At 48.9% G+C, this 25,253-nt stretch carries 41 protein-coding genes; 38 read left to right on the forward strand and 3 right to left on the reverse strand.

Annotated features, from left to right (window positions below):
- Window positions 1–47 precede the first annotated feature (47 nt).
- The 37 genes from CAN90_RS00905 (at window position 48) to CAN90_RS01085 (ending at window position 17,859) form a co-directional block, all read left to right on the forward strand.
- A complete protein-coding gene (locus CAN90_RS00905) occupies window positions 48–344 on the forward strand; it encodes a hypothetical protein (RefSeq protein WP_085831957.1) in 297 nt (98 codons plus the stop codon).
- Entirely contained in the window at window positions 341–637 is a 297-nt protein-coding gene (locus CAN90_RS00910; protein ID WP_085831958.1) for a hypothetical protein, read from the forward strand. Before CAN90_RS00905 ends, CAN90_RS00910 begins: the two co-directional genes overlap by 4 nt.
- Before the next feature lies 1 nt (window position 638).
- On the forward strand, window positions 639–1,505 hold the full coding sequence (locus CAN90_RS00915) for a polysaccharide deacetylase family protein (protein WP_085831959.1): 867 nt from the start codon (window positions 639–641) through the stop codon (window positions 1,503–1,505).
- Between the two features lie 54 nt (window positions 1,506–1,559).
- Complete coding sequence (locus tag CAN90_RS00920; protein WP_143750774.1) at window positions 1,560–1,796, forward strand: hypothetical protein; 237 nt, start codon at window positions 1,560–1,562, stop codon at window positions 1,794–1,796.
- 72 nt (window positions 1,797–1,868) lie between these two features.
- Window positions 1,869–2,180: a 30S ribosomal protein S10 gene (gene rpsJ, locus CAN90_RS00925; protein ID WP_085831961.1), complete on the forward strand. Its 312-nt coding sequence runs from the start codon at window positions 1,869–1,871 to the stop codon at window positions 2,178–2,180.
- Window positions 2,181–2,249: 69 nt separating this feature from the next.
- On the forward strand, window positions 2,250–2,882 hold the full coding sequence (rplC, locus tag CAN90_RS00930) for a 50S ribosomal protein L3 (RefSeq protein ID WP_085831962.1): 633 nt from the start codon (window positions 2,250–2,252) through the stop codon (window positions 2,880–2,882).
- 17 nt (window positions 2,883–2,899) lie between these two features.
- The gene (gene rplD / locus CAN90_RS00935) at window positions 2,900–3,523 is read left to right on the forward strand and encodes a 50S ribosomal protein L4 (RefSeq protein WP_085831963.1); all 624 of its coding nucleotides are present in this window, start codon (window positions 2,900–2,902) and stop codon (window positions 3,521–3,523) included.
- Window positions 3,523–3,813 (forward strand): 50S ribosomal protein L23, encoded by a 291-nt coding sequence (rplW, locus tag CAN90_RS00940; RefSeq protein WP_085831964.1) that lies wholly within the window; start codon window positions 3,523–3,525, stop codon window positions 3,811–3,813. Before rplD ends, rplW begins: the two co-directional genes overlap by 1 nt.
- 114 nt (window positions 3,814–3,927) lie before the next feature.
- Window positions 3,928–4,761, forward strand: a complete 834-nt coding sequence (rplB, locus tag CAN90_RS00945) for a 50S ribosomal protein L2 (protein WP_085831965.1) — start codon at window positions 3,928–3,930, stop codon at window positions 4,759–4,761.
- A gap of 24 nt (window positions 4,762–4,785) precedes the next feature.
- Window positions 4,786–5,058 (forward strand): 30S ribosomal protein S19, encoded by a 273-nt coding sequence (rpsS, locus tag CAN90_RS00950; RefSeq protein ID WP_085831966.1) that lies wholly within the window; start codon window positions 4,786–4,788, stop codon window positions 5,056–5,058.
- A gap of 20 nt (window positions 5,059–5,078) precedes the next feature.
- The gene (gene rplV, locus CAN90_RS00955) at window positions 5,079–5,414 is read left to right on the forward strand and encodes a 50S ribosomal protein L22 (RefSeq protein ID WP_085831967.1); all 336 of its coding nucleotides are present in this window, start codon (window positions 5,079–5,081) and stop codon (window positions 5,412–5,414) included.
- A 15-nt stretch (window positions 5,415–5,429) separates the two neighbouring features.
- Window positions 5,430–6,095: a 30S ribosomal protein S3 gene (rpsC, locus tag CAN90_RS00960; RefSeq protein WP_009065761.1), complete on the forward strand. Its 666-nt coding sequence runs from the start codon at window positions 5,430–5,432 to the stop codon at window positions 6,093–6,095.
- Window positions 6,095–6,523, forward strand: a complete 429-nt coding sequence (gene rplP / locus CAN90_RS00965; protein ID WP_085831968.1) for a 50S ribosomal protein L16 — start codon at window positions 6,095–6,097, stop codon at window positions 6,521–6,523. The genes rpsC and rplP overlap by 1 nt, the downstream gene beginning before the upstream one ends.
- A complete protein-coding gene (rpmC, locus tag CAN90_RS00970; protein ID WP_085831969.1) occupies window positions 6,520–6,726 on the forward strand; it encodes a 50S ribosomal protein L29 in 207 nt (68 codons plus the stop codon). The genes rplP and rpmC overlap by 4 nt, the downstream gene beginning before the upstream one ends.
- Window positions 6,727–6,746: 20 nt before the next feature.
- A complete protein-coding gene (rpsQ, locus tag CAN90_RS00975) occupies window positions 6,747–7,004 on the forward strand; it encodes a 30S ribosomal protein S17 (protein WP_187138272.1) in 258 nt (85 codons plus the stop codon).
- Window positions 7,005–7,032: 28 nt separating this feature from the next.
- Window positions 7,033–7,401, forward strand: a complete 369-nt coding sequence (gene rplN / locus CAN90_RS00980) for a 50S ribosomal protein L14 (protein WP_085831970.1) — start codon at window positions 7,033–7,035, stop codon at window positions 7,399–7,401.
- A 15-nt stretch (window positions 7,402–7,416) separates the two neighbouring features.
- Entirely contained in the window at window positions 7,417–7,737 is a 321-nt protein-coding gene (rplX, locus tag CAN90_RS00985) for a 50S ribosomal protein L24 (protein ID WP_009065525.1), read from the forward strand.
- 17 nt (window positions 7,738–7,754) lie between these two features.
- A complete protein-coding gene (gene rplE / locus CAN90_RS00990) occupies window positions 7,755–8,294 on the forward strand; it encodes a 50S ribosomal protein L5 (protein WP_085831971.1) in 540 nt (179 codons plus the stop codon).
- Between the two features lie 12 nt (window positions 8,295–8,306).
- Window positions 8,307–8,492 (forward strand): type Z 30S ribosomal protein S14, encoded by a 186-nt coding sequence (locus CAN90_RS00995; RefSeq protein ID WP_085831972.1) that lies wholly within the window; start codon window positions 8,307–8,309, stop codon window positions 8,490–8,492.
- Window positions 8,493–8,510: 18 nt separating this feature from the next.
- Entirely contained in the window at window positions 8,511–8,909 is a 399-nt protein-coding gene (gene rpsH / locus CAN90_RS01000) for a 30S ribosomal protein S8 (RefSeq protein ID WP_085831973.1), read from the forward strand.
- Window positions 8,910–8,925: 16 nt separating this feature from the next.
- Window positions 8,926–9,474 (forward strand): 50S ribosomal protein L6, encoded by a 549-nt coding sequence (rplF, locus tag CAN90_RS01005; RefSeq protein WP_085831974.1) that lies wholly within the window; start codon window positions 8,926–8,928, stop codon window positions 9,472–9,474.
- Between the two features lie 20 nt (window positions 9,475–9,494).
- Window positions 9,495–9,854 (forward strand): 50S ribosomal protein L18, encoded by a 360-nt coding sequence (gene rplR, locus CAN90_RS01010; RefSeq protein ID WP_085831975.1) that lies wholly within the window; start codon window positions 9,495–9,497, stop codon window positions 9,852–9,854.
- Window positions 9,855–9,871: 17 nt separating this feature from the next.
- Window positions 9,872–10,369, forward strand: coding sequence for a 30S ribosomal protein S5 (gene rpsE, locus CAN90_RS01015; RefSeq protein WP_085831976.1), 498 nt, complete (start codon window positions 9,872–9,874; stop codon window positions 10,367–10,369).
- Between the two features lie 16 nt (window positions 10,370–10,385).
- The gene (gene rpmD, locus CAN90_RS01020; protein WP_085831977.1) at window positions 10,386–10,565 is read left to right on the forward strand and encodes a 50S ribosomal protein L30; all 180 of its coding nucleotides are present in this window, start codon (window positions 10,386–10,388) and stop codon (window positions 10,563–10,565) included.
- Window positions 10,566–10,583: 18 nt separating this feature from the next.
- Complete coding sequence (gene rplO, locus CAN90_RS01025) at window positions 10,584–11,024, forward strand: 50S ribosomal protein L15 (RefSeq protein ID WP_085831978.1); 441 nt, start codon at window positions 10,584–10,586, stop codon at window positions 11,022–11,024.
- Window position 11,025: 1 nt separating this feature from the next.
- A complete protein-coding gene (gene secY, locus CAN90_RS01030; protein WP_242953535.1) occupies window positions 11,026–12,354 on the forward strand; it encodes a preprotein translocase subunit SecY in 1,329 nt (442 codons plus the stop codon).
- A 45-nt stretch (window positions 12,355–12,399) separates the two neighbouring features.
- A complete protein-coding gene (locus tag CAN90_RS01035) occupies window positions 12,400–13,041 on the forward strand; it encodes an adenylate kinase (protein WP_085831979.1) in 642 nt (213 codons plus the stop codon).
- Window positions 13,038–13,790 (forward strand): type I methionyl aminopeptidase, encoded by a 753-nt coding sequence (gene map, locus CAN90_RS01040; protein ID WP_085831980.1) that lies wholly within the window; start codon window positions 13,038–13,040, stop codon window positions 13,788–13,790. The genes CAN90_RS01035 and map overlap by 4 nt, the downstream gene beginning before the upstream one ends.
- Window positions 13,791–13,801: 11 nt before the next feature.
- Window positions 13,802–14,041, forward strand: a complete 240-nt coding sequence (locus CAN90_RS01045; protein ID WP_085831981.1) for a KOW domain-containing RNA-binding protein — start codon at window positions 13,802–13,804, stop codon at window positions 14,039–14,041.
- A gap of 28 nt (window positions 14,042–14,069) precedes the next feature.
- Entirely contained in the window at window positions 14,070–14,288 is a 219-nt protein-coding gene (infA, locus tag CAN90_RS01050; RefSeq protein WP_085831982.1) for a translation initiation factor IF-1, read from the forward strand.
- Window positions 14,289–14,340: 52 nt separating this feature from the next.
- Window positions 14,341–14,454, forward strand: coding sequence for a 50S ribosomal protein L36 (gene rpmJ, locus CAN90_RS01055; RefSeq protein WP_009065749.1), 114 nt, complete (start codon window positions 14,341–14,343; stop codon window positions 14,452–14,454).
- Window positions 14,455–14,488: 34 nt separating this feature from the next.
- Entirely contained in the window at window positions 14,489–14,857 is a 369-nt protein-coding gene (gene rpsM, locus CAN90_RS01060; protein WP_085831983.1) for a 30S ribosomal protein S13, read from the forward strand.
- Window positions 14,858–14,881: 24 nt separating this feature from the next.
- Window positions 14,882–15,289: a 30S ribosomal protein S11 gene (rpsK, locus tag CAN90_RS01065; RefSeq protein WP_009065718.1), complete on the forward strand. Its 408-nt coding sequence runs from the start codon at window positions 14,882–14,884 to the stop codon at window positions 15,287–15,289.
- Window positions 15,290–15,324: 35 nt separating this feature from the next.
- On the forward strand, window positions 15,325–15,951 hold the full coding sequence (rpsD, locus tag CAN90_RS01070) for a 30S ribosomal protein S4 (RefSeq protein ID WP_085831984.1): 627 nt from the start codon (window positions 15,325–15,327) through the stop codon (window positions 15,949–15,951).
- A gap of 67 nt (window positions 15,952–16,018) precedes the next feature.
- Window positions 16,019–16,984: a DNA-directed RNA polymerase subunit alpha gene (locus CAN90_RS01075; RefSeq protein WP_085831985.1), complete on the forward strand. Its 966-nt coding sequence runs from the start codon at window positions 16,019–16,021 to the stop codon at window positions 16,982–16,984.
- A 47-nt stretch (window positions 16,985–17,031) separates the two neighbouring features.
- Window positions 17,032–17,373, forward strand: a complete 342-nt coding sequence (rplQ, locus tag CAN90_RS01080) for a 50S ribosomal protein L17 (RefSeq protein WP_085831986.1) — start codon at window positions 17,032–17,034, stop codon at window positions 17,371–17,373.
- 156 nt (window positions 17,374–17,529) lie between these two features.
- Window positions 17,530–17,859, forward strand: coding sequence for a hypothetical protein (locus CAN90_RS01085; protein ID WP_085831987.1), 330 nt, complete (start codon window positions 17,530–17,532; stop codon window positions 17,857–17,859).
- 1,083 nt (window positions 17,860–18,942) lie between these two features.
- Here CAN90_RS01085 and abc-f read toward each other — a convergent pair.
- The 3 genes from abc-f to rnhA form a co-directional block, all read right to left on the reverse strand.
- Window positions 18,943–20,559, reverse strand: coding sequence for a ribosomal protection-like ABC-F family protein (gene abc-f / locus CAN90_RS01095; RefSeq protein ID WP_085831989.1), 1,617 nt, complete (start codon window positions 20,557–20,559; stop codon window positions 18,943–18,945).
- 403 nt (window positions 20,560–20,962) lie between these two features.
- Entirely contained in the window at window positions 20,963–22,108 is a 1,146-nt protein-coding gene (gene nifS, locus CAN90_RS01100) for a cysteine desulfurase NifS (RefSeq protein WP_085831990.1), read from the reverse strand.
- 69 nt (window positions 22,109–22,177) lie between these two features.
- The gene (gene rnhA / locus CAN90_RS01105; RefSeq protein ID WP_187138273.1) at window positions 22,178–22,618 is read right to left on the reverse strand and encodes a ribonuclease HI; all 441 of its coding nucleotides are present in this window, start codon (window positions 22,616–22,618) and stop codon (window positions 22,178–22,180) included.
- A gap of 513 nt (window positions 22,619–23,131) precedes the next feature.
- Between rnhA and CAN90_RS01110 the strand changes: the two genes are divergently transcribed.
- Window positions 23,132–25,168 (forward strand): ribonuclease J, encoded by a 2,037-nt coding sequence (locus CAN90_RS01110; RefSeq protein WP_085831992.1) that lies wholly within the window; start codon window positions 23,132–23,134, stop codon window positions 25,166–25,168.
- Window positions 25,169–25,253 lie beyond the last annotated feature (85 nt).

The raw sequence follows: 25,253 nt of genomic DNA on the forward strand, positions 1-25,253 counted from the left end.
CCTTTTTTCCTTTTATGAAGAATAAGAGAGGAGGAAAAGAGAAACCTATGAAAAAGGTCTGGAAAAGTTTACTGATTTCATCTGTTTTATGGCTTGGCGCTACGGCACTAGCTGGCTGGAAGCTGCAACAAAAGATTGGCGACGACGCAATGGCGATTGGAATCATCGGCTCATCGGATGGCCCTACTTCTATTATAGTAAATAAAAAGGGGAAGCTGCGGGGCTGGACATACGGATTTTTTCACTCATCCCTTTTCTTCGCGAATTTATATTCTCCCATTAAGCTTCTAGCGAAGAAGCAACAAGTAAAACGGTATATTGCTAGAAAGAGAAAACAACTATGAGGAATCGATTTGTTCGTTGTGTGGCGGTTGTCGTTTTTGCCGCATCGGTACAGGGCTGGCGTTTTTACAAGGAGTTGTATCCTCACCCGGTTTTATTTGCAAAGAAAATAGAATCAGAGGAAGATTACGACCTTTTGGATGGTCCGACTTCTGTTATACTCAGCGACGATATGCTCCGGGGATTAAAAGGTATTTGGAATAAGATGGCTCTTTTCTTTTGCAACCATATGATTTCTGCTCGGGCAATGGCTGTGAAAAGCAAGCTGGAGACTTCTACAAAAAGGGGAAGATGAAATGAAACAACTAATTGCGGTAGGGGCAGCCATTGCGCTGTTATTTTCCCTGCTCACGGGTTGCGCACAACGCGGTGCTCAAAGCTCTGCTCCGTCTTCTTCCGAAGAGCTCTCGATGCCGGAATCTTCAATGCCAGAGCAATCCTCAGTATCCTCTGGCGCAGAGTCGTCTGAGTCGGATAGCTCAGAGCAGGTTTCCACTGCTGCGGTACGCCGCGAGTTGTTTCGTTTTCAAAGCAATGGGAAGAACTATACGATTGCCTATCCTGTGTTTTTGGGGATGAAGCATTCAGAGGCGCTTAATGCGGCTGTAAAAGAGGCAGCGCTCCGCGATGCTGAGGTTGGCGGGTATGCAGAAGAACAAGACGCTTCTTCCAAGCAAACCGTGCAGGTCACCATCCGCACAGACTATGAGTTGACCCGGCAAAGTGGCAATTACGTGAGCGTACTGTTTACAGTGATGTTTGGTCGCTCCGATGCCGCGCACCCCAGCAAATATACTCGTTCTGTAAATTTTGACCTTCAAACGGGAAAAGCCCTCTCTTCTTCTGATTTGCTAAAGCAAGAGGAAGATTTGTATGAGGTGGTTTGGGAAGCAGTACGCGACAATGCCCCGCCTGAAATCGCCGAGGCGCTCCCTTCTTCTGTAATTGCGCAAAATTTTCAAGAAACATCGGTTTATATGACTCCGGACGGAATCGGCTTTTCACTCCCCTTGCCGTACGCGCTGGGGGATGTATACCAGATTGTAGTGCCTTATTTTGAGATGAAACCTTTTTTAAAGGTGGATGTAAATCCAGATGAGCATGCGCTCCATCAGTTCCGCAAGCAATTGGAAGAGGACTCGCCTGAATCAAAAGCGATTTAGTAAATATGAACAAATATTACAATGAAATTTCTTGCACAAAAGAGAAAAAAATTCTTGCAATCTGTTTTCCCATATGGTATTATAATTGAGCGTGACTGCGACAGATATGCGATGAAGCGGGAGGTTGCGGCAGATTTGCCGGTTTTTCCGTGGAGTATGTCCGATTTTAAACCGGGCGACAGATATTTTGGGACAGAACAGGCCATTCGTGCGCCGTTTTGCCCAGACGTTTTTTGTGCCTTTCCCGGATTAACTTCGCTTTTAGAAGTCAATCCGGTTTTTAATGTGTAAGGGTGAAACACCCGGAGCAGTGTTAGGTTTTAAAAACGCCGCCCGCCAACTATTAACAAGGAGGCGATTCAAGTGGCAGTCAAAGAAAAAATCAGGATCAGAATTAAGGGTTACGATCATCAGCTGGTAGACCAGTCTGCAGAGAAGATCGTGGCAACGGCTAAGCGTACAGGCGCCAGAGTTTCCGGCCCCGTTCCGCTGCCGACAGAGAAACAGGTTGTCACCATCCTGCGTGCTGTTCATAAGTACAAAGACAGCCGTGAGCAGTTTGAGATGAGAACCCATAAGAGACTGATCGACATCCTCAGACCCTCTAACAAAACAGTAGAGGCAATGATGAGCCTGGAACTTCCCGCGGGCGTCGAGATTGAGATTAAGCTCTAATCGACCAACCGAGCGGCTGGGGTCACGTTGGTGAAATACCAACCAATAACCTGCATAGGAGGTAAAAACATGCAAAAAGCAATCATTGGCAAGAAGATTGGCATGACGCAAATCTTCGATGAAAAGGGGAATGTTGTTCCCGTCACTGTTGTTGAAGCTGGTCCCTGCGTTGTTTCGCAGAAAAAGACAGTAGATAACGATGGTTACGCGGCAATTCAGGTCGGTTTTGGCGACAGAAAGCTGAACCGTTTGAATAAGCCCCTGAAGGGCCACTTCGCGAAAGCGGACGTAGCTCCCAAAAGAACTCTGAAAGAGTTCAGACTCTCCAACACAGACGCCTATAACGTAGGCGACCTGATCAAGGCCGATGTCTTCGAAAAAGGGGACAAGGTTGATGTTTCCGGCACAAGCAAGGGTAAGGGTTACGCCGGTGCGATTAAGCGCTGGAACTTCCAGAGACTGAAAGAAACCCACGGTACCGGCCCTGTTGCCAGACACCGCGGTTCTCTGGGTGCCAACTCCAGCCCCTCCAGAGTGTTTAAGGGCCTGAAGGCTGCTGGACACATGGGTGCGGAAAAGGTTACCGTTCAGAATTTGACCGTTGTCAAGGTAGATGCCGAAAACAATTTGATCGCTATTAAAGGGGCTATCCCTGGTCCTAACGGCGGCGTTGTTGTCATCCGCGACAGCGTGAAGGCGTAAGGGAAGGAGGAATTAGAATGCCGAAAGTAGCAGTACTTGATATGGCTGGTAAGGAAGTTGGACAAATCGAGCTTTCTGAAGCTATATTCGGAATTGAACCCAATGTCGCAGTAATGCATCAGCTGGTGAAAAACTATCTGGCAAATCAACGCCAAGGCACACAGTCTGCGCTGACTCGCGCGGAGGTTGCCGGCGGCGGCAGAAAACCCTGGCGCCAGAAGGGTACCGGCCACGCAAGACAGGGCTCCATCCGCGCTCCTCAGTGGAGACACGGCGGTGTCGTATTTGCACCGAAGCCCCGCGACTACAGATATACCGTGAACAAGAAGGTTCGCCGTCTTGCCATGAAATCTGCTTTCTCCAGCAAGGTGATTGACAATGAGATCATTGTTCTTGACCAAATTGCAATGGATGAATACAAAACAAAGGTGATCGTTTCCATGCTTCAGGCGCTCGGCGCTGACAAGAAGGCTTTGATTGTTCTCCCTGAAGAGAATAAGAAGGTCATTGCATCCGCAGCAAACCTGCAGGGCGTGAAAACAGCCACCGTAAATACTCTGAATGTCTATGACATCCTCAATGCCGATAAGTTCATCGTGCTCAAGGATGCTGTGGCCAAGATCGAGGAGGTGTATGCGTAATGACTGCACATGAGATTGTCATCCGCCCGATCATTACAGAAAAAAGCATGAGCACCATTAGCGATAAGAAGTACACCTTCGAGGTTGCCCGCAATGCTACTAAAATTGATATTGCGCGCGCTGTCGAGGAGCTTTTTAAAGTCAAGGTTGCTAAAGTGAACACATTGCATGTTCGCGGGCATCTGCGCCGCCAGGGCAGAACCCAGGGCTACACCGCTGCTTGGAAGAAAGCAGTTGTTGCTCTAACCGAAGACAGCAAGCCGATCGAATTCTTCGAGGGTATGATGTAATATCGTTTTTCGATATTGTCGCTAGAATACAGAATCCTGCCTATCCTGAGGCAGGGGCAACGTATGGGGATTTTGCGAATCCCCGCAAAGCCACAACAAGGAGTGTGAAACCGAATGCCTATTATTAACTATAAACCGACGACCGCGGGTCGCCGCAATATGTCGGTAACAGATTATTCTAAGCTCTCCAAGAAGGGCCCCGAGAAGAGCCTGTTGGAGCCGCTGAATAAAAAGTCCGGCCGTAACAGCTATGGCAGAATTACGGTTCGCCATCGCGGAGGCGGAAACCGCAAGAAGTACCGCGTAATCGATTTTAAGCGCCAGAAAGCAGACATTCCGGCCACGGTTCTTACTTTAGAGTATGATCCGAACCGTTCCGCTTTCATTGCACTCGTTCAGTACGAGGATGGCCAGAAGAGCTATATCATTGCTCCCCACGGTCTGAAAGTTGGCGACACAATCGTTTCCGGTGCAGGTGCAGATATTAAGCCCGGCAATGCATTGCCGCTTGCAAATATCCCCACTGGTACCTTTATCCACAACGTTGAGCTTTACCCCGGCAAGGGCGGCCAGCTGGCTCGTTCTGCTGGTAACCAGGCTCAGCTTATGGCAAAGGAAAATGGGATGGCGCTGCTTCGTTTGCCTTCCGGCGAGCTTCGCAACGTTTCTCAGCTGTGCATGGCTACCATTGGCCAGGTCAGCAACCTCGACCACGAGAACGTAAAGATCGGTAAAGCCGGTCGTAAGCGTCACATGGGTTGGCGTCCCACCGTTCGCGGATCTGTTATGAACCCGAACGATCACCCCCACGGTGGTGGTGAAGGTAAATCTCCCGTTGGTCGTCCCGGCCCTGTTACCCCCTGGGGTAAACCTGCACTGGGTTACAAGACTCGTTCTAAGAAGAACCGCTCCGATAAGTTTATCGTGAAGCGCAGAAACAGTAAGTAAGGCGGACAGAAAGGAGCTTAACTGATGAGCAGAAGTGTGAAAAAGGGTCCTTATGTTCAGCCTATCCTGCTGAAAAGGATTCAAGAGATGAACGCCGCCGGTGAAAAGAAGATCATCAAAAGCTGGAGCAGAGCTTCGATTATTTTCCCGGATTTCGTCGGTCATACCATTGCCGTCCATGACGGCCGCAAGCATGTTCCGGTTTATGTTACCGAAGATATGGTTGGGCACAAGCTCGGTGAGTTTGCCCCCACCAGAACCTTTAAAGGTCACGCCGGATCCAAAACTACCCGATAAGGCCGAAAGGAGTGTATACAATGGAAGCAAGGGCTTATTTGAAATACGCCCGTATTTCTCCCCGCAAAGTGTCAATTGTGCTGGATTTGATCCGGGGCAAGGATACAGAGCTTGCAATGGCTATCCTGAAGCATACCCCAAAGGCCGCAACTGAAGACCTTCAGAAGTTGCTGAAGTCGGCCATTGCTAATGCTGAGAATAACCATAACATGGACGTTACCAGACTGTACGTTGCACAGTGCTTCGTCAGCCCTGGCCCGATCCTCAAGCGCATTCGCCCCAGAGCGCAGGGTCGCGCGTTCAGAATTTTGAAAAGAACTTCGCACGTTACCCTCGTGCTCAAGGAAAAAGAATAGCGGAGGAGGTAAACTATGGGCCAGAAAATCAATCCACACGGCTTTCGTGTGGGCGTAATTAAAGATTGGGATTCCCGCTGGTTCGCGAAGGACAATGTCTTTGGCGACACCCTGGTCGAGGATTACAAGCTGCGTAAAACACTGAAGAAGCAGCTCGCTTCCGCGGGTGTTCCGAAAATTGAGATTGAGCGTGACGCTTCTAAGGTTCGCGTTCACATCCATTGCGCAAAGCCCGGCATGGTCATTGGCAAGGGCGGCGCAGAGATTGAAAAGCTGCGTGTACAGTGCGAAGCGATGCTGGGTAAGCCGGTATCCATCAATATCGTTGAGGTGAAATCCCCCGATTTGAACGCACAGCTCGTTGCTGAAAACATTGCTCAGCAGCTCGAAAAGAGAATTTCGTTCCGCCGTGCAATGAAGCAGTGCATGGGCCGCGCTATGAAGCTCGGCGCAAAGGGTATTAAAACTCAGGTTTCCGGCCGTTTGGGCGGTGCTGAAATTGCCCGTACTGAGCACTACCATGAGGGTACTATCCCGCTGCAGACCATCCGTGCAGACATCGACTACGGTTTTGCCGAGGCTGCTACCACCTATGGCCGTATTGGCGTAAAGGTGTGGATCTACAGAGGCGAGGTTCTTCATGATAACCGCAAGCCCAAGAGGGAAGGAGGCAATAAATAATGTTGCTGCCTAAACGTGTGAAATACCGCAGAGTGCACCGTGGTCGTATGACCGGTAAAGCATATCGCGGAAGCAAGGTCGCATACGGCGATTTCGGCCTGCAGGCTACTGAGCCCGCCTGGATCACCTCGAACCAGATTGAGGCTGCCCGTATTGCAATGACCCGTTACACAAAGAGATTCGGTAAAGTCTGGATCAAGATTTTCCCGGATAAGCCTGTTACCAAGAAGCCGGCAGAGACCCGCATGGGTTCCGGTAAAGGCGCACCTGAGTATTGGGTGGCTGTTGTTAAGCCCGGCAGAGTTATGTTTGAAATTGGCGGCGTAGCTGAAGAAACCGCTAGAGAGGCAATGCGCCTTGCTGCAAACAAGCTGCCGATTAAGTGCAAGTTTGTCAAGAAGGAAGAAACGGGTGGTGAGCAATCATGAAGGCCGCAGAGATTAGAGAGTTGACAACCGAAGAGCTGCAAAGCAAGCTGAAGGATCTCAAAGAAGAGCTTTTCAACCTGCGTTTTCAGCTTGCCATTAATCAGCTTGACAACCCGATGCGAATTTCCGCTGTCAAAAAGGACATTGCCCGCATTAAGACAATTCTGCGTGACAATGAGCTGAAGGACAGCGCGAAAGCGTAATGGGAAGGGAGGATTAAGCTGTGAGTGACAGAAATATGAGAAAAACCAACGTCGGAAAGGTCGTCAGCAATAAGATGGACAAAACCGTCGTTGTCGCTATCCAAGACAGCGTGAAGCATCCGCTTTACAATAAGATTATCAAGCGTACCGTAAAACTGAAGGCACATGATGAGAACAATGAGTGCAACATCGGTGACCGTGTGCGTGTGATGGAGACCCGTCCCCTTTCCAAAGAAAAAAGATGGCGTCTTGTTGAAATTATTGAGAAAGCCAAATAAGTAGCTTTGAGCGAAGGAGGAACGCACTGTGATACAACAGCAGACTTACCTCAAGGTTGCCGATAACACCGGCGCGAAAGAGCTTATGTGCATTCGCGTGCTGGGCGGCACCGGCAGAAGGTATGCCAATATTGGCGACGTTGTGGTGGCTTCCGTTAAAAAAGCAGCACCCGGCGGCGTTGTTAAAAAAGGCGACGTTGTTAAAGCGGTTATTGTTCGTACCGCTTTTGGCGTTCGCCGCCAAGACGGAACCTATATCCGCTTCGACGAGAATGCGGCGGTTCTGATTAAAGATGATAAAAACCCCAGGGGCACGCGTATCTTTGGGCCTGTTGCCAGAGAATTGCGCGATAAAGATTACCTGAAAATCTTAAGCCTTGCCCCGGAAGTACTGTAATGGAGGTGTTCACTAATGAATAACAAAGTTCATGTAAAAACTGGTGACACCGTCATCATTTTGAGCGGCAAAGAGCGCGGCAAGCAGGGAAAGGTTCTAGCGGTTAGCCCCAAAGAGGGTAAAGTAATCGTTGAGGGCCGCAACATGGTAACCAAGCATGTAAAGCCCCGCAAAATGGGTGCCCCGGGTGGACTCGTAAAGGCCGAGGGCGCTCTGTACGCCTGCAAGGTTCAGATCGTTTGCCCTCGCTGCGGAAAGCCCACTCGTGTTGCGCATAAGCTCTATGAGGACGGCACCAAAGACCGCGTTTGCGTAAAATGCGGCGAGTCGCTGTAAGGGAGGAAAGATAGGACATGGCCAGACTGAAGGAGTTTTACAAGCAGGAGGTCTCGCCCGCGCTCATGAAGAAATTCAGCTACAAGAGTGTGATGGAGATCCCCAAGCTCGACAAAATAGTCATTAATGTAGGCGCCGGTGAGGCCCGTGACAATTCTAAGGTAATCGACGCCATTATGACTGACATTGCAGCGATTACCGGCCAGCGGCCTCAGGTTTGCAAAGCAAAGAAATCTGTTGCAAACTTTAAGTTGCGTGAAGGCATGAATATCGGTGTTAAGGTTACGCTTAGAGGCGAGAACATGTATGAGTTCCTCGACCGTTTCTTCAACGTCGCATTGCCTCGCGTTAGAGACTTTAGAGGCATTAACCCGAATTCCTTTGACGGACGCGGCAACTACAACATGGGCATTAAGGAGCAGTTGATTTTCCCCGAAATCGAGTATGATAAAATCGACAAGGTACGTGGAATGGATATCTGCTTCGTAACCACCGCAAAAACCGACGAAGAGTCCCGCGAGCTATTAACGCTTATGGGTGCTCCGTTTGCGAGATAAGGAGGGATTATTGTGGCCAAAACATCGATGATTATCAAACAACAGAGGACGGCGAAATTTTCCTCCAGGGAGCATAACCGCTGCAAAATTTGCGGTCGGCCGCATGCTTATCTCCGTAAATTCGGGATTTGCCGCATATGCTTCCGTGAGCTTGCCCATAAGGGTGAGATCCCGGGCGTGAAAAAAGCCAGCTGGTAAAGCAAAGGAGGGAACGGTATGCAGATTACAGATACAATTGCTGATTTGCTCACCCGTATTCGCAACGCGAATGCTGCGAAACACGATTCCGTTCAGATTCCCAAGAGCAACATGAAAGAATCTATTATCAAGATTCTAGTTGAAGAGGGATATGTAAAGAACTACACGGTGATCGAGGACGGCAAACAGGGGATTCTGAAAGTGAATCTGAAGTACGGCGAGGGCAAAACCCCCGTCATTAAAGGCTTGCGCAGAGTGTCGAAACCCGGCCTGCGCATCTATTCCAACGCAGAAGATCTGCCAAAGGTTCTCAAGGGCCTTGGCATCGCGGTCATCTCAACTTCTAAGGGCATTATGACAGATCGTCAGGCTCGTAAAGAAAACGTTGGCGGCGAAGTTCTAGCGTTTATTTGGTAAACAAGGGGGTGCAACTATGTCGCGAATTGGAAGAAAACCCATAAATATTCCCGCTGGTGTCGATGTGAAAATCGATGGCAACGTTGTTACTGTTAAGGGTGCTAAGGGAACGCTGACTCAGCAGTTCCACCCGAACATGACGATATCTCAGGAGGGCAACGAGCTTCTCGTAACCCGCCCGAACGATGATAAGGATAACCGTGCTTTGCACGGCCTGACCCGTACGCTGCTGCACAACATGGTAGTTGGCGTAACGGAGGGCTTTAAGAAGGAGCTCGACGTTTTGGGTGTTGGTTACCGTGTACAAAAGCAGGGTAAGGACCTGGTTATGAACCTGGGTTATTCCCATCAGGTAATCGTGTCTGAAAATGACGAGATTCAAATTGAAGCTCCTACGCCCAACAAGATTATCATTCATGGTATTGACAAGCAGAAGGTTGGCCAGTTTGCCGCGGAAGTCCGCGAGAAACGTCCGCCGGAGCCGTATAAGGGCAAGGGTATTCGTTATGTTGGTGAATATGTCCGCCGTAAGGAAGGCAAGGCCGGTAAGGGCTCTAAGAAGTAACTGAAGGAGAGTGAATCAAAATGGTGAACAAGGCTGATACAAATAAAGCCAGGCTGAACCGCCACCGTCGTGTGCGCGGCAAGGTTTCGGGCACTGCAGAGCGCCCACGCCTGAATGTATTCCGCTCCGCCAAGAACATCTATGCCCAGATTATCGACGATGTTGCGGGGGTTACTCTCGCAGCAGCTTCCACACTGGACAAAGAGTTTACTGGCAATGGCGGAAACAAAGAAGCCGCAAAGAAGGTTGGCGAGCTGATTGCTAAGCGCGCGGCTGAGAAGGGGATCACCGAGGTCGTATTTGACCGCGGCGGTTATATTTTCCACGGCCGTGTCAAAGAGCTGGCCGAAGGCGCCCGCGAGGGCGGCCTCAAGTTCTAAGAGAAGGAGGAATACTTTTGGCTAGAATTGACGCATCTACTCTGGATTTAAAAGAGCGTGTTGTTGCTATTAACCGCGTATCTAAAACCGTAAAGGGCGGCCGTATTTTCAAATTCGCTGCTTTGGTAGTTGTTGGTGACGGCAACGGAACAGTAGGTTTCGGTATTGGTAAAGCAGGCGAAGTTCCGGATTCCATCCGTAAGGGAATTGAGGACGCCAAGAAGAACCTGATTAAGGTTTCTCTGCGTGGCAGCACAATTCCTCACGAAGTTATCGGCGCATACGGTGCAGGCCGTGTGCTGATGAAGCCCGCCGCACCCGGTACCGGTGTTATCGCTGGTGGCGCGGTTCGTGCAGTGGTAGAATCTGCTGGTATTAAAGATATTCGTACAAAAGCACTGCGCTCCAACAACCCTTGCAACGTAGTTCGTGCGACCATCGAAGGTCTTGCTGAACTGCGCACTGCTGAAGAGGTTGCTGCGATTCGCGGTAAATCTGCAAAAGAGATTCTGTAACAAGGGGGGCAGCAATATGGCACAGATTCATATCAAGTTGGTTAAGAGCCTCATTGGCAGCCACAAGGACCAGATTGCGACCGCTCAGTCCCTTGGTTTGCATAAAATCGGCGACTGCACTTCGCAGCCCGATAATCCTCAGACCAAAGGCAAGGTGGCAAAAATTATCCACCTCATCGAGGTAAGCAAAGCGTAAGCAAGGAGGTGCGAGTAAATGAAGTTGCATGACTTATCTGCAGTACCCGGGTCCACCCAAAAGGCCCGTAGAATCGGCAGAGGACATGGCTCCGGTTGGGGCAAAACCTCCGGCAAGGGTCACAAAGGCCAGAAGGCTAGATCCGGCCGTGGATTCAGAGCTGGTTTTGAAGGCGGTCAAATGCCTTTGCAGAGAAGAATCCCGAAAAGAGGCTTTGTCAATATTTTTGCAAAGGACATCGTTGCAATCAACGTTGGTACGCTTGAGTCCTTTGACAATGGCGCTGTTGTAGACATTCAGGCATTGCTGGATGCCGGCATCGTGAGAAATTCCTTTGACGGAGTGAAGATTCTATCAAACGGCAAGCTCACGAAGAGCTTGACAGTAAAGGCAACGTCCTTCTCTGAAGCGGCAAAGCAGAAGATTGAGGCTGCCGGTGGGAAGGCAGAGGTGATCTGAGTTGTTTTCCACAATGAAGAACGCCTGGGCAATTCCCGATCTGCGTAAAAAAATTCTGTTTACACTGTTCATAATCGTTGTGTTCCGGTTTGGCGCCGTTATTACGGTGCCCTTCCTGAACGTAGAAGCCCTTCAGGGTTTAATGGGCCAGGTTGGCGAGTCGGGCAATGCGCTGGGGTATTTAGATATGCTCTCTGGCGGTGCCTTTGCGAATGCCACCCTGTTTGCCATGAGCGTTACACCCTACATTAACAGCTCCATTATTTTGCAGCTGTTGACGGTAGCCCTGCCTCCCTTGGAGCGCCTGGCTAAGGAGGGTGAAGAGGGCCGCAAGAAGATTGCCGCCATTACCCGTTATGTAACCGTTGTGCTGGGCCTGATTCAAGGTACCGCTTACTACTTCTATCTGCATAACAGCTCTTTTGAGGGCACCCCCATTACCATGTTTAACAAGGGTTGGGAGCAGACCTTCTCCGCTGTGGTTATCATCTTCACCTTCACTGCCGGTACGGCGTTGATGATGTGGATGGGTGAGCAGGTGAATAAGTACGGTATTGGCAATGGTATCTCCATTCTGTTGTTCTCTGGCATTGTGGCTCGTATGCCGCATACCATTAGTACACTGGGCAAATACCTGCAAATTGCAAATCAGGATCCTTCCACATATGGCAAGTATTATGCGTTTGTACCGATTTTCGTTCTTTTGTTCCTGGCGGTTATTTGGTTCATTGTTCTTATGAACAACTCCGAGCGCCGGATTCCGATTCAATATGCAAAGCGCATGGTGGGTCGCAAAATGTACGGCGGTCAGTCCAGCCATATTCCGATTAAGGTTGCGATGTCCGGCGTTATGCCAATCATCTTCGCAAGCTCAATCTTGGCCATTCCCAGCACCATTCAGCTGTTCACAAACCCGAAGAGCGGCTTCTGGAAAGGTTTTCTGGATGCTTTCTCCTCTACCGGCTGGATGTATTCGGTTGTGTATTTCATTTTGATTGTAATGTTTGCGTATTTCTATGTTACCATTCAGTATAATCCGATTGAAATGGCCAATAATCTTCGTCAAAGCAACGGTACGATTCCGGGCGTACGCCCCGGCAAGCCGACCTCCGATTTTATTTCTAGAATCCTTTCCAAGCTTACCCTGATTGGCGCTTTGTTCCTGGCTGTCATTGCCCTAATGCCCATCATTTATGGTGCGGCAACAGGTATGCATAACATGTCTCTGGGCGGTACCTCTCTTATCATTTTGGTAGGCGTCGCTCTGGATACAGTCAAACAGATGGAGTCTCAGATGATGATGCGCCATTACAAGGGCTTTCTTGATTGACAGGTAGGCTTTTGAAAACAACATGGGGAGAGAGGGAAAAGGATTATGAAAATCATACTTCTTGGCGCTCCGGGCGCCGGCAAGGGCACGCAGGCTGAGGTAATCTGCGAGCGTTTGTCTATTCCCGCCATTTCTACGGGAACGATAATTCGAGAAGCGCTGAAAAGCGGCACTGAAATGGGCCGGAAAGCAAAGTCCTACATGGAAGCAGGTCAGTTAGTACCAGATGAGATTGTAATTGGTATCATCGAGGAGAGATTGGCCAAGGGCGACTGTGAAAATGGATTTATCCTGGACGGTTTCCCGAGAACCATCGTTCAGGCCGAGGCTCTGGATAAAATGGGGTTTGCGATTGACAAGGTCATCGATATTGAAGTGACTGATGAAGACATCGTTGCCAGAATATCCGGACGCCGTGTATGCGATAAATGCGGCGCAATCTACCACGTTCAGCATAAGCCGAGCAAGGTAGATGGCGTTTGCGATAAGTGTGCAGGCACCCTTTCTCAGCGTCAGGATGACCAGACCGAAACGGTAATTAAACGGTTGAAGGTTTACCATGATCAGACAGAACCGCTGAAGGAGTACTACCAGAAGCAAGGTAAGCTGTTGATTGTTGAAGGAGGAGAAGGTATTGCGGATACAACCCGTAAAATACTTTCTTTGCTGGAAGAGGCGCAATCATGATTGTGCTTAAAACCAGCCGTGAGCTTGCAGCAATGCGAGTAGCCGGTAAAATTTCAGCCAATGCTTTAAAACTGGCAGGCCAGGCGGTCGAACCCGGTGTTTCAACCTGGGAAATCGACCGCGTAGTCCGCCGTTATATCGAGAGCGAGGGTGCAACGCCTTCTTTTCTGGGATACGGCGGGTTTCCGGCCAGCGCCTGCATTTCGGTAAATAATGTGGTTATCCATGGCATACCAAGCAAGGATGTAATTCTGAAGCAAGGTGATATTGTCAGCATCGACATCGGCGCTTTTTATGAAGGCTTTACCGGTGACAACGCCTACACATTTGCGTGCGGAGACGTTTCCCCTGAAGCACAGCGCCTGATGGATACCACCCGGGAAAGCCTTTACGAAGGAATAAAGGCCGCGAAGGCCGGTAACCGGGTTGGCGATATTGGCCATGCGGTGCAAACGTATGTCGAAGCACGCGGTTACTCGGTGGTACGCGATTTTGTCGGCCACGGAGTAGGCGCGAAGCTGCACGAAGATCCTAGCGTACCGAATTTTGGCACACCCGGCCGGGGCGTGCGATTGTTACCTGGCATGACAATAGCCATTGAGCCAATGGTGAATGCCGGAGTGCATACCGTCAAAACATTATCTGACGGCTGGACCACCGTTACAACAGATGGTAAGCTGGCTGCTCACTATGAGCATTCCATTGCCGTTACAGCCGATGGTCCTGTCATTTTGACCTTACCGGATTAAGGGGAATCAGGATGGATTTTGTTAGAGGGCTTGTTGTCCGGTCATTGCGAGGGCGCGACAAGGGTGAGTTTTTAGTGGTGCTGGAGGTTTGTGGCAAAGAGGTTATTCTCTGCGATGGCAAACGCCGCCCGCTGGAAAAACCCAAGCGCAAGAACCTGATTCACCTTGCCGCGACAAACACCCTGCTTAGCTCGATGAACACCAACCGTGAAATCCGCTGCGCCCTGCGGCGCTTTTCGCAGGACAGCTGATTTCTGCAAGAGGAGGTTATGCTGATTTATGTCAAAACAAGATGTTATCGAAATTGAGGGTACCGTAACAGAGGCTCTGCCGAACGCGATGTTTAATGTGGAGCTGCCGAACGGTCATATAATACTAGCGCATATTTCTGGTAAGCTGCGTATGAATTTCATCCGCATTCTGCCTGGCGATAAGGTTACATTGGAGCTTTCTCCCTATGACCTAACGCGTGGACGTATTACTTGGCGTTCGAAATAAAACCAGTGAAATCCGATTTGTTGAAACGACTTCGTCAAGGAGGGCGCACAGAATGAAAGTCAGACCTTCTGTAAAGAAAATTTGCGAGAAGTGCAAAATCATTAAGCGCAAGGGAAAGATCATGGTTATTTGTGAGAATCCCAAGCATAAACAGCGCCAGGGCTGATGGCGTAATTTGATCTTATGGAGGTGCAACCAGTATGGCGCGTATATCAGGTATCGATTTGCCCAGAGACAAACGTATTGAAATTGGGCTTACCTATATTTTTGGAATTGGCAACAAAACAGCCAAAGATATTCTGAAGGCAACCGGTGTTAACCCCGACACCCGCGTTCGCGATTTGTCTGAAGACGACACCGCAAAGCTGAGAGAATATATTGACCACAACTGCCGTGTAGAAGGCGACCTTCGCCGCGACGTGGCATTTGATATTAAACGATTGATTGAAATCGGCTGCTACCGCGGAATCCGTCATCGCAAGGGCCTGCCCGTTCGTGGCCAGCGTTCTAAGACGAATGCCCGCACTCGCAAGGGCCCGAGAAAAACAATGGCAAACAAGAAGAAATAAGCGAAGTCAGGAGGGATTACTCAGATGGCAGCACAAAAAGGCGGTAAGAAAACTACCGCAGTCCGCAGACGCCGCGAACGCAAGAACATCGAGCGCGGTGCTGCTCACATTCAGTCTACTTTCAACAATACAATTGTTACCATTACCGATGTGCAGGGAAATGCAATCTCCTGGGCCAGCTCTGGTGAGCTGGGCTTTAGAGGCTCCAGAAAGTCCACTCCCTTTGCCGCGCAGTCTGCAGCAGAAACCGCTGCTAAAATTGCGATGGAGCATGGTATGAAATCGGTAGAGGTTTTCGTAAAGGGACCGGGCGCTGGCCGTGAAGCCGCAATTCGCGCGCTCCAGGGTGCCGGGCTTGAGGTTAGCATGATTAAAGATGTTACCCCCATCCCCCACAACGGATGCCGCCCGCCCAAGAGAAGACGCGTTTAGTTTAAAACCGATTTTTTAGGAGGTGCAACCTTATTATGGCAAGATATACAGAGGCTGTGTGCAAGCTGTGCCGCCGCGAAGGCCAGAAGCTCTTTTTGAAGGGCGAGCGCTGCTACACAGAAAAGTGCGGAGTAAGCCGTAGAGCTTATGCCCCCGGCCAGCATGGTCAGGGCCGCAAGAAGACTTCTGAGTATGGCCTGCAGCTGCGTGCAAAGCAGATGACAAAGCGCTTTTATGGTGTTTTGGAGAGCCAGTTCAGAGGCTACTATGATATGGCTACCCGCATGGAAGGCAAGACCGGCGATGCTCTGCTCGGAATTCTTGAGAGCCGCCTTGACAACGTTGTGTACCGTTCGGGCTGGGGCAGCTCTCGTGCAGAAGCACGCCAGCTGGTCGTTCACGGTCACTTCACCATCAATGGCAAGCGTGTAGATATTCCCTCTTACCTGACAAAACCGGGTGAGGTTATTTCCATTAAAGAGTCCAGCCGCAGCAGCGAGAAAATCAAGGCTGTGCTGGAGGCGAACGCTTCCCGCCCTGTACCCAAGTGGTTGGAACTCAACCGCAACACTCTGGAATCCAAAGTTCTGGCATTCCCCGAGCGTGAGGACATTGAGCTGGCAGTTGACGAGACTCTCATCGTTGAGTTGTACTCCAAGTAATGCCTTTGCGCAAGGCTAGTGTACATGACGGCAAAGCAATTTGCTTATGTGTGAAGGAGGTTCGCTGATGATTGAGATCGAAAAGCCAAAAATCGAAACAGAAGAGTTATCCAGTGACGGAACCCATGGCATATTTGTTGTGGAGCCGCTCGAAAGGGGATTTGGCACTACGCTGGGCAATAGCCTGCGCCGTGTGCTGCTTTCCAGCCTTCCGGGTGTAGCTGTTACCTCTATTAAAATAGACGGTGTTCTGCACGAGTTTTCCACAATTCCCGGCGTGAAAGAGGATGTCACCGAGATCGTACTGAATATTAAGGGATTAACTGCAAAGCTGCACTGCGACGGCCCCAAAACCGTTGAAATCAGCGCAGAGGGCCCCGGCGAAGTGACAGCGAATTCCATTAAATGCGACAGTGAAGTGGAGATTCTGAATCCCGATATGCATATCGCCACTCTGTCCGATGGCGCCAAGCTTTATATGGAGCTTACTCTGGATAAAGGCCGCGGCTATGTTCCTGCCGAGAAAAACAAGGCAAACATGCGTGGCGGCAGCAACAGCAGCGTGATTGGTGAACTTCCGATCGATTCTATTTATACCCCGGTTTTAAAAGTGAATTACAATGTCGCAAATACCCGCGTTGGCCAGAGTATCGATTACGATAAACTGACGATGGACGTGTGGACCAACGGCGTAATCAGCGCACAGGAGGCGGTCTCTTTGGCTGCTAAAGTGCTGACTGAACACCTGAATCTGTTTGTGGACCTGTCTGACAAGGGCAGCAGCACAGAGATTATGGTGGAGAAGGATGAGAAGGGTAAGGAAAAAGTACTGGAGATGACCATCGAAGAGCTGGATCTTTCCGTACGTTCCTTTAACTGCCTCAAGCGCGCCGGCATTAATACGGTTGAAGACCTCATTAACAAGTCTGAAGAAGACATGATGAAGGTTCGCAACCTTGGCCGCAAGTCTTTAGAAGAAGTTGTGTGGAAGATGGCTTCCCTCGGCTTCAGCCTGCGTAAGGAAGACGAATAACGGATAGCAAATAACTTGCAACCTAAGGTAAAAGGAGTGATATTTCGATGCCTGGAACCAGAAAGCTCGGAAGAGATACTGCTCATAGAACTGCGATGCTGAGAGGCATGGTTACCTTTTTGCTTGAGAATGGCAAAATTGAGACCACTGTAACCCGCGCCAAAGAGGTTCGTTCTCTCACTGAGAAAATGATTACCCTGGCTCAGGAGAACAATCTGCATAACCAGCGTATGGCACTTTCTTTCATTACGAAAGAAGACGTGACCCACAAGCTGTTTACTGAGATTGCCCCCAAATATGCCGACCGTAAGGGCGGATATACCCGCATCACAAAGATTGGCCCGCGCCGCGGCGACGCAGCTGAAATGGCAATCATTGAGTTGATCTAATCGAACTGTTTCGATTCGTAATAGAAGAAGCCCTCCCATTCGGGAGGGCTTTTTTGCATTTCTAAACCCTAGTAATCTCCGAGTATCTGTTGTGTTGATTTTCGACAATAAATAATTTATAATTAATATAAAAATATAATTATGGAGAGTGTGAAAATGGACGAGGAAGAGATGGAGAACATTCTTGGAGTAAGCGATGGTGTAACTGCAACCTATCACGAAATGCCCAAGAATCCTTTTCACTGGAAAAGCGGAAAAAGGCCACCAAAACGCTATAATGAAGATGGTTCCCTTGCTTTTGTATGGGTATTGGTTTGCCTGTACAATTCCCAATTAAAAGAGATTAAACCTATGACGGCGAGGTATGAGACCGGACTTGGTTGGGTAGATGATCAAAATAAACCAGTTGAAGATGATTCATGGAAGGTAACACATTGGAATATTTTAACGCCCCCGCCGGTGTTTGATGATGACTTATATTGGTAGCCATGGGTAGTTGTGTTCATAGCAGGAACCCTGTGCATATCGCAATACTTTAATAGATATTAATTGAGAGATATTATAGCTTCTGCCGCCACAGAGATATTCCCCTCAAGCCGGGGCAGGCTCTCCTTTTCTCGATGAGGAAAAAAGGCGAAAAGACTCACCAAAGGCTCTGCCTTTGGATTCCGCTTGGGGAACGACCCCCAAGCGGTTAAACAAAAGCTACTGGTAAGGCGCTCCATTAAAAATGCCCACTCTCCTAGCTATGATAAAGAAATCAAATGGAGAACCCATCGGTCGGCGGTCATTTTTAGAGCGCTCTCGTCAGCCCGAAGAAACCTGTATCGCAACATTTCTTTTTCTAAATTTATAAGCAGTTACAAAAAACCTTACACATAAGCTGCAACGCACAGGCTTGTTTCCTGTGCGGAAAACAGAAGCAGAGCGGGAGCTCACTCGGATTCCAAAGGCAGAGAATCGATACTCTCCCTTTGGAAGGCCTTTGCCTACTTTCGCCCTTCCGTGAAAGTAGGTGCCCGCCCCGGCATGAGGGGCAAGTCCTGCGCCAGCAGAAGCCTTGCGCCAGAGCGCAAAACTTCTTATATAACAATATCTTTACTAAAGCAAGAGAAAGCACATAGCATGAGGGGAAAAATACTGCGGCAGCAGATGGCTTACGCCGTAGCGCAACACTTCTTATTTACATATAAACTTTTAAAGCGGTTATAACCGCAGGGAGCTTCTTCTTTCTTTTCATTCGCCCCTCAAGCCGGGGCAGGCTCTCCTTTTCTTGATGAGAAGAAAAGGAGGAAAGACTCACCAAAAGCTCTGCCTTTGGAATCCGTTTGGGGAACGACCCCAAGCCAGAAAACGAAAGCTACTGGTAAGGCGCTCCATTAAAAATGCCCACTCTCCTAGCTACGATAAAGAAATCAAATGGGGAACCCATCCGTCGGCAGTCATTTTTAGAGCGCTCTCGTCTGCTCGCAGATGCTACCCAGAAGATAGCAAAATGTGCAAGTGACAAGCCCTGTGCCATTGTGCAGAAGATTTTTACTCAGAATAATGCTATATAATAATACGAAGTCAATTGGGAAGATTCCTTAGCTCTTCCAAAACACAGCGATATTCTTCATCCAAAGCCTCACGGTTTGCTCCCGGCAAAGAGAGCTCCGAGAGAATGCGTGTGAGGCGTGTATCCAGCACCATGCGAAGTGCGTCGTCTGGCTTGGGGCGGGGAGCTCGCATTTGTGTCTGGTAATCGGATAGAGTTCCGGTAAATGAACGAATTTGCTTCTTTTCAATCAGCAGCAAACGTGTCGCAACCGCATTCACAAAAGACTCGTCATGGGAGACAAAAAGCAATACGCCGGGGTAATCGGATAATATTTCTTGAACTGCTTCAATGGATTGCACATCCAAGTAATTGGTTGGTTCATCTAATAAGAGTACGTTTGCATCCGATGTCAAAAGCTGTGCCAACGAAAGCTTTATTTTTTCTCCGCCGCTGAGAACAGCAGCTTTTTTCTGTACGGTGTCCCCACGAAATAACAGGCGAGCCAAGATGGTTCGAACCGTAATCTCAGATTGAACGCTGCGCGCCAAAGCATTTTCAAGTACGGTTTTACTTTCATCTAAGTTCTCAAAGTCTTGACGAAAATACCCCAATCGCACTTTGGGAGCACACCGAATTGCCGAGTTCCCCTGCGTAATTAGTTGGAACAGAGTGGTTTTTCCCGTACCATTATTCCCAATCAGAGCTGTGCGTGTTCGGTTGGAAATTTCAAAGCTTGCATTTTCAAACAGAGTGTTTTTTCCATACCCAAACTGTAGCCCTTGGCAGGTAATCACAATTTTGTTCTGCGGTGGCTGGGTCAGCGAAAAATCAAGCTGAATACGGGGCAATTCTCGTGGCTTTTCTTTTTCTTCGAGTCTCTCCAAACGAGATTGCAAAGCCTGTGTACTTTTATGCAGCTTTTTCGCAATCTCTGTGGATTCTCGTTTGTGCAGGCGTGCTTCGGAATTCCCCATGCGTTTTGGTGCTTTGCGAATCCCTTTTGCATGCTCTCGAGACCCAATAATCGATTTTTGCAGTCTCGTCCGTTCATCTGCATATTGCCGGTATTCAAATTCCGCCCGTATGCTGAGCGCCTGTTTCTGCTGAGCATAGGAAGTGTAATTACCGGGGTACTCCGTTACGATTCCGTTATGAATTTCGAAAATACGGTTACAAATTACATCCAGCAGGCAGCGGTCATGACTGATGAGTACCAATGTTTCAGCTGTTTTCAGTTGTTTTGTGAGTAGCTTAATCCCCGCGTGGTCAAGGTTGCTGGTTGGCTCATCTGCCATCAAAATCTCATGCTGACGGGATAGCGCATTGTCAATTTTTAGTCTGGTTTGCTCACCGCCGCTCAGTTTTTCGTGCTCGAGGCGATCGGCTGGTAAAAAGTAATGCTCTGTTTTGGGTAAAGTACTTTCCTGTGAGAATTGGCGTATATAAGAAATGGGGCACAAGCGTCGAATCGTACCTTCTTCTGGTTCATAAGCCCCGGCGAGCAACTCCATTAGCGTTGTTTTACCGGCTCCATTATCACCAACAATCCCGATTTTGTCACCTGTGTAGATGGTTAGGTGCGGCAAATTGAGAATCAAACGGTCACCATAATGTTTTTTAATGTTTATAACTTCAAGTAAAATCAAAAAAATCTCTCCTTACATCCTTGGATGTGTCGGAAAGATCATAACAAAAATACACACAGACAGCCTGCTCCAAGCGGAACAAACCCCTGCGCTGATTTTATTTTGATACGCTAATCCGACACAAACGGGCGCACTTCACCCGTTATCCATTGCTATTTTATGGCTTTGTCAGATTAGCAATTGCGCATGGCTTTTTAATACCTATCCCTTTCTACGGATTGCTTTCAGGATAACCGATGGAGCTTAATTTGTCAATGGGTGGATTATTTATCCTCCAAAACAATCTAACTTTCAACAATATGTCTACTGATTGTTGAAAGTTAGATTGTTTTTACAATTAGTTAAGCAAAATATAGTCTACGATACTTTTTTTTGAAAATTATTTCAGTTTTAGAGATTAAACTTAGCTTGTTCTCAGTCGCTCAATCACTGCCGGAAGTACGCTAAGAATATACTCTACGTCCTCTTCGGTATTTTGGTCACCAAGCGTTAGCCGTAAGGAGCTTTTTGCAAGCTCGGGAGGAATTCCGATTGCCAACAGAACGTGGCTGGCCTCTAAAGAACCTGCGGTACATGCCGAGCCGGAGGAAGCACAAATACCCTGACGGTCGAGAAGAAGAAGCATCGCTTCGCCGTCGACTCCTTCCAAACAGAGATTTACATTACCGGGTAGTCGGTGTTGGGCGTCTCCGTTTAAAGAGCTGCCCGGTATTTGTAAGGCACCCTCAATCAAACGGTCACGCAGTGCACACAGTCGCTCCGCTCGTTCTTTCATGGTAGAGCATGCGTCACGCAGTGCGGCGGCTAGCCCCACAATCGCGGCAATGTTTTCTGTTCCGGCTCTTCGGCCTCGCTCCTGCGCTCCGCCATCTACTAGATTTTGTATGGTAATTCCCCGGCGTACATACAGTGCTCCAATCCCTTTAGGCGCATGCAGCTTGTGGCCAGAAAGGGAGAGCAGGTCAATATTCTGCTCCGCAACATCAATTGGCAACGTACCCACTGCCTGAACGGCATCCGTATGAAAAATCACACCACGTTCCCGGCAGATGGCACCAATCTCCGCAATCGGCTGAATCGTACCGATTTCATTATTGGCATACATGACAGAAACAAGTGCGGTATCCTCCCGTATTGCATTTGCAACCTCTTCTGGTCGAACCAATCCGTTTTCATGAACGGGAAGATAGGTGACGGAAAAGCCCTCACGTTCTAACGCCTGAGCGGCATGTAGCACGGCGTGGTGCTCAAAGCAGGTGGTAATCAGGTGCTTTTTGCCTTGCAGTGCGAGTTCTCGTGCAATTCCCTTGAGTGCCCAATTGTCCGATTCGCTGCCGCCCGCCGTAAAGTATAATTCGCCGGGTCGTGCGCCAATCCATTCCGCTATGCTTTCCCGTGCCAGCTCGAGCGCGCGTTTCGCTTCGCGCCCTTTCGAATACATGCTGGATGGATTCCCATAACATTCTGTCAGGTAAGGCATCATGGCGCGCAGTACCGGTTCGGTTATAGGGGTGGTTGCCGCGTTATCGGCATAAACAAATCGGCTCATTTGAATTCCTCCGTGCGCCATAGAAGGCGCAGTCTCATGGTGCTGCAAAGTAAAAAGAACGTGAATCGGTTACTTCTTATACTGTTCTGCCGCGGCAACCGCAAGGCGGTCGCAGCGTTCGTTTTCCGGGTGCCCGGCATGTCCCTTTACCCAGCAAATTTTCACATGGTGCGGCTCGAGTAAATTGAGCAGGCGTTCCCATAAATCGATATTAAGGGCAGGCTTTTTATCGGCTTTTTTCCAGCCGTTTTTTCTCCAGGATTTAGCCCACCCTTTTTCAATTGCGTCACAAACATATTTGGAGTCGCTCCAAAGAGTAACCTCACAGGGCTCTTTTAAAAGGGCCAGTGCTTCAATTACAGCGCTGAGCTCCATCCGGTTATTGGTCGTGTGAGCTTCTCCGCCGCTAATTTCTTTTTCTCTGCCTTGGTAGCGCAGAATAGCACCCCAACCTCCCGGGCCTGGGTTCCCCTGACAAGCACCGTCAGTAAAAATTTCTATTTGTTTCACGTAAGGTATCTCCGTTCTTTGTTTTTTTTCCTGTGAGGATGGCATACTATATGCAATAGTTATTTTGGTTTACTTGAAAAACAGCCATTGAATTGCTGTTTTATGGAAACAAATATAAAAAAAGTAAAAGAGATGATTCGAGTCTTGTTATAAGGTTAGTGCCTTAAACTATAATAAAAATGGATTTTTGCCATTTGGCAGAACGTATGGTTTTATTATACCAACCTTTTACGTGTGCCGCAACCTCAGGTTTGCGCTCACCATGGCTTTGCACCCCGCTTGACATCATGTGGTAATCAAGGTAAAATAAAACCTATCATATTAAGCGGATTATACCTATTTTTCCAATGGAGACGGTTATCATCCGCAGTGTATCGTTCATTTTCGCGGTAGCCCCGCGATGGATATAGACAATCGGATATTTCCCATTATGCGTAATGCATACACGCTTGCGGCACCGTTTGTGCGCAGGCTATAGTGGTTGTGTCCTCAAATTAAATTGGAGGTTATTTTGTGACTGAAAAAATGAATATGAGCTCGCCTGCCGACGCTGAGAAGAAGCAGGGCACCTTGTACGGAAAAGTGGTGGCCCGCAAGCAGCCGGAGAAGGCCGCGATTGCGGAGGATAAAAGGCCGGCGAAGGCGGAAAAGACGGTTGAGAAAACAGAGAAAGCAGCCGCCGTTAAGTCTGCGCCCAAAAATGCACCCAAAGGGCAGAAAAAGGGTGCTCCGGGTAACAAGCAGCAACAACAGCCGCGTGCGAAGGAAGCACCGAAAAACGCGCCCCGCAAGGTAGAGAAAAGTGTTCTTCTGCCAGAGGTGTTGGCGCAGGTGCAAAAGCAGGCCAAAAAGCAAACTCGCCGCAGGCCGAAGAAAGAGAATGTGCAGGAAAAGCCCTCGATTAAGGTGTATTTTCTGGGCGGCCTGAATGAAATCGGCAAAAACATGACATTGTTTGAGTGCGAAGGTGACATGCTGATTGTGGATTGCGGTATGGCATTCCCGGATGGCGATATGCTTGGTGTGGATCTTGTGATTCCAGACTTTACGTTTGTAGAGCGTAATATTGATAAAATTCGTGGAATCGTGCTAACCCACGGCCATGAGGACCATATTGGTTCGTTGCCTTATTTGCTTAAACGAGTCAATTTGCCGCTTTACGGCACCGCGCTTACACTAGGGCTGGTTGGTGGTAAGCTAAAAGAGCATGGCCTTGCCAATAAAGTAAAAATGAATGTGATTCGCCCCGGCGATACGATTAAGCTGGGCAGCATGGCGTGTGAGTTTATCCATGTAAACCACTCCATTTCTGACGCAGTTAGTGTAGCGATTCATTCCCCCGCTGGAACAATCGTGCATACCGGCGACTTTAAAATTGACTGCACCCCCACACAAGGGAAAATGATTGACCTTGGTCGGTTTGCCCAATTGGGGAAAGAGGGCGTTTTGGCTCTCTTTGCCGATTCTACCAACGCAGAACGCCCCGGCTTTACCATGACCGAGCGCAAAGTAAGCCAGTCTTTCGAAAATTTATTTTTGCGTGCAGAGAAAAGCCGCATTATCATAGCAACCTTTGCATCGAACATTAGTCGTGTGCAGCAAATTATTAACTGCGCCGTAAAATATGGCAGAAAAGTAGCTCTCTCTGGCCGCAGTATGCTCAATGTGATGGGGATCGCGCAGGAGCTTGGCTACCTCGATATTCCCGATGGTGTACTGATCGACATTGATATGATTCGCCGTTACCCCAAAGAGCAGATTGTTCTAATTACCACCGGCAGCCAAGGAGAGCCAATGTCTGCTCTAACTCGTATGGCATTTGCTGACCACCGCAAGGTGGAGGTTGGCCCGGGGGATTTCATCATTATTTCTGCCAGACCGATTCCCGGCAACGAGAAAACCGTGGGTAATGTGATTGATGAGCTGATGAAGCGCGGCTGCGAGGTTGTGTACGAATCGATGTACGAGGTGCATGTATCTGGTCACGCTTGCCAAGAGGAACTAAAGATTATTCAGGGGATTACACAGCCGAAATTCTTTATTCCCGTTCACGGTGAACAAAAGCACCTGCAAAAGCATGCAGAGCTGGCACAGGCAATGGGTCTTAGCCGCTCGAACATTTATATTGGGAATATTGGCGACGTGCTGGAGATTAACCAGAACTATATGCGCCAGCTGCCCAGTGTTGCTGCCGGCCGAGTGCTAGTGGATGGCCTTGGCGTTGGTGATGTTGGCAGCATTGTTCTGCGCGACAGAAAGCACCTTGGTGAAGATGGCCTGATTGTGGTTGTGTGCACCATCGATGCAACGGACGGCCACGTTATATCTGGCCCGGACATTGTTTCTCGTGGTTTTGTTTATGTTCGTGAATCCGAAAGTTTGATGGACGATGCGAAAAAATTAGTATATAATGTTCTTGATACCAGTGCGCAGGGCAAGGTTCACGATTGGGGGATGCTCAAAACCCGAATTAAAGATGATTTGTCCCGCATGCTGTACGACAAAACCAGACGCAGCCCGATGATTCTTCCGATTATTATGGAAATTTAAAATAGATATTTAATCGAAGTTGAATCACCAATTACTTGAATTGTATAGAATATTCATCTTCTGCTCCTCCTCTTGCCACGGCAGG

This window comes from Clostridium merdae, assembly GCF_900176635.1.
GTDB lineage: Bacteria > Bacillota > Clostridia > Oscillospirales > Acutalibacteraceae > Faecalispora > Faecalispora merdae.